This window comes from Weissella sp. DD23, assembly GCF_001579105.1.
Lineage (GTDB): Bacteria > Bacillota > Bacilli > Lactobacillales > Lactobacillaceae > Weissella > Weissella cibaria.
Window position 1 is genome coordinate 124,666 of the sequence record NZ_KQ970394.1, and the last position, 3,329, is coordinate 127,994.

The 3,329-nt window shown below is 38.7% G+C and carries 3 protein-coding genes; all 3 read left to right on the plus strand.

Translation table 11 applies throughout. The features are described from left to right. Positions 1–32 precede the first annotated feature (32 nt). Positions 33–860 (plus strand): DNA adenine methylase, encoded by an 828-nt coding sequence (locus tag WEIDD23_RS08030; protein ID WP_062358897.1) that lies wholly within the window; start codon positions 33–35, stop codon positions 858–860. Positions 861–865: 5 nt separating this feature from the next. Beyond that, complete coding sequence (locus WEIDD23_RS08035; RefSeq protein WP_010370837.1) at positions 866–2,278, plus strand: type II restriction enzyme; 1,413 nt, start codon at positions 866–868, stop codon at positions 2,276–2,278. Positions 2,279–2,433: 155 nt separating this feature from the next. After that, the coding region (locus WEIDD23_RS08040; protein WP_197458849.1) for a DUF262 domain-containing protein at positions 2,434–3,329 on the plus strand (896 nt) is incomplete at its 3' end.

Below are 3,329 nucleotides of genomic sequence, written 5' to 3' on the forward strand. Positions count from 1 at the left end.
CAACCAACCAACCAACCAACCAACCAACTAGGGTGAGATCCGTCCATTTTATCAAATGGGTCGGTGGAAAAAGGCAGCTTCTGCCAGAATTGGCTAAGTACGTTCCAAAGCAATTTGGGACGTATTTTGAGCCGTTTCTGGGAGGAGGTGCCTTTTTGTTGTCTTTGGAACCCCATGATGCGGTTGTGAATGACTTTAATCCGGAATTAGCAAACGTTTGGCGCATTGTGCGTGATCGACCAGATGAACTATTAGAAAAATTGGTAGAACACCAGGCTAATAATTCAAAAGAATATTACTTGGATTTGCGATTGACTGATCGTGATGGTCGTCTTGAAGAAATGACAGAGGTTGAACGAGCAGCGCGATTCATTTATATGATTAAGGTTGGTTTTAACGGTTTGTGGCGTGTAAACAGTAAGGGGCAAAATAACGTACCTTATGGGAAATACAAAAATCCAAAGATTGCAGATGAGCCAACAATTCGACGCGTTTCCGAGTATTTGAATAACGCGAATGTAGACGTTATGACTGGTGATTTTGCAAAAGCGGTCGAAAAGGCACAGACAGGGGACTTTGTGTATTTTGATCCGCCCTATATTCCAGCTAGCGAGACGGCTAGTTTCACAAGTTACTCAAGTGAATTTGGTTACGACGAACAAGTGCGGTTACGTGACTTGTTTAAAGAGTTAAAAGATCGGGGTGTCTTCGTACTGCTATCAAACAATGATGTGCCACTGCTTCATGAACTATATGAGGGAATTGGTGTAATCGAAACAGTAGAAGCACATCGTTTCGTTGCAGCGAAAGCAAGTAGTCGAGCCAAAGTTTCTGAAGTGCTTGTGCGGAGTTGGGAGTAAGATGAATGGCAAAAGCAAGAACTAGAAAGCAAGATATCGCCTGGCGTTATTTATTTGACCGCTTTGATATACCAAAACAAATTGAGCAAAACGGGGCGTATGAAATTACCAGTAGTGACATTAATAAATACGTACGTGAATATTATGCCGATCGGCCTGATAATGCGCCTGACGCTCGAAACTTATTGAAGTTTGATTTTAGTAGTGACTTGCCAGAAGTTTTTAAAGATTCGGTCGATAAGAATATTTTTGGTAAAAGCGCACAGTTTACGTTAATGCCAAAGGGACGGGATAGGTATGCCATTTCTGATTTTAAGACGTTCGAGAGTTTGAAATATGAAGTACTTGAACCAGTTCGAATGACCTTTCCAAAGTGGATTTCAGGTATTCGCCCAGAAAGTCCGGAAACAATTAATAGTGAGGCTGTTGCACAATCTGTCGCTGAAATGAGTGGCATGCTGAAATATGTGATGGATGATTTAAATGCTGATGTTGTGGCAACGTTAAGTGGTAAGAAGGGAACAGGACTGATTGATTTTCAAATCAGTCATTATCGTAACGGCCAAACTAATTTTGTGATTGATGGATGGCAGTCTGAAATTGATGGTGTTTATGAGTCGCCAAGTCGTGTCTTGATTGTCGAATCGAAAAAGAAACGACCTGAGGATTTTAATATTCGTCAGTTGTATATACCAACGCGTATTTATCATGATCAGATGAAGTTTCCTAAGGAAATTTATTCAGCGTACTTTACATATACTGATGATGTATTTTCATTTCACGTTTATCAGTTTACGGATATTGATGATTTTAATTCGCTAAAGAAAATTCGTGAGTATGAATTTGTATTTGAAGAAGAATCGCAGCCAGTAACGCGTGAAACTTTGAAAGTTTTATTGGCACAGCAACAAGTTTCGGTAGAGCCAAGACGTCTGGATGGTGAATTAGTACCGTTTATTCAAGCTAATGATCCTGAAAAAATATTTGAAATACCAGTTGTTCTTAGTGGTAAACCGCTTACGAGTGAGCAAGGGGATGTATTTGAGATAGGTACGAAGGAGTTTTTCGCGGAAGCGTTCAAGTTTGATGTGAGACAATCAGATTATTATGCAAACGCGGCCGAATATTTTAGCTTAGCTCAGAAAGTAGATGGGAGATTTAAAGTCTCTCAATTAGGACGCGTGTTTATTGATGCAGACTATAATACGAAGATTGGGCTATTTGCTAAAGAGTTGGTACAACGGCCAATTTTTAGAGCAATGATTGAAATTTGGGTGGCTACAGGACATTTACCTGATAATAAAACAGTTGGTGAATTAATCAAACTACATCGACCGGATATTGGTGGAAGCACAGTTCCTCGTCGGGCAAGTTCGGTGAATGCGGTGATGAATTGGTTTGTGATGAGAATACAGTAAAAAGGAGTGCTGCAGTTTTGCAGTGCTCCTTTTGTTGAATAAAGAAATTTGAATATACTTTATATTGCAAGAAAAGAAATAAAGTATTTATTTGCCTCTGGATCCAAATAATGATCTAATTATTGTAGTTAACAATTATGGGGGTATATATAATTATGGGCGTTCCAATTAAAATTCCACAACCAGCTGGATTAACGATGGAGATACTTTTTCAACAAAATGTATTTTCTGTTCCTGTGTATCAACGAAACTATTCTTGGAAGCAAAATGAAGTTTTGGATTTTTGGCGGGACTTAGAAGATTTGATCGAAGAACGACGTGATAATCATTTTTTTGGTCAGGTGGTGACATTTAATCATGATAATATTCAAGATTTAATTGATGGACAGCAAAGAATGACAACTAGCACAATTTTTTTGGCGGTTATTCGAGATATTGCTCAAAAAATGCTAGTTGATGAGGCGGAGTATCTGACACAGGATTCTCGAGACAAACTCCGTGATATCATGCGAGATATAAACCAACGATTAATTCGCGGTGAAAATGGTGATCAGGCAACGTTAAAGTTACAAGTGTCGTCTGAATCTGATCGAGCATTGCAGGATTATTTTTACAAACGAACTCATTCGCAAGATGTGGACTACGTAGATAGTCATCAAAAGACAGAACCAATGAAAAATATGGATGCGGCGTACTTTGAATTTCAACGCGGTGTTTTAAATTCACTTTCGAAGAATAAGACGTTGGTTGAACGTATTAATTTACTAGATAGAATTTTGAGAACTTTTATCGAAAAATTTTATGTCGTTATGATTTCTGCTCCAACTCAACGGGATGCGTTTATTATTTTTGAAACACTGAATAGTCGTGGCGCTGACTTGAAACCATCTGATATCATCAAGAATCACATCATGTTCTTATTAGAAGATGATTTGGAACAGACTAATCTGTTGTGGGCAAAGGTTTCTGATCAGTTGAATGCAGATAGTGATCGGATCACATCGTATATCCGTTCTTATTGGACCGCTACGCGTAGGTTAGTAACAGAAGG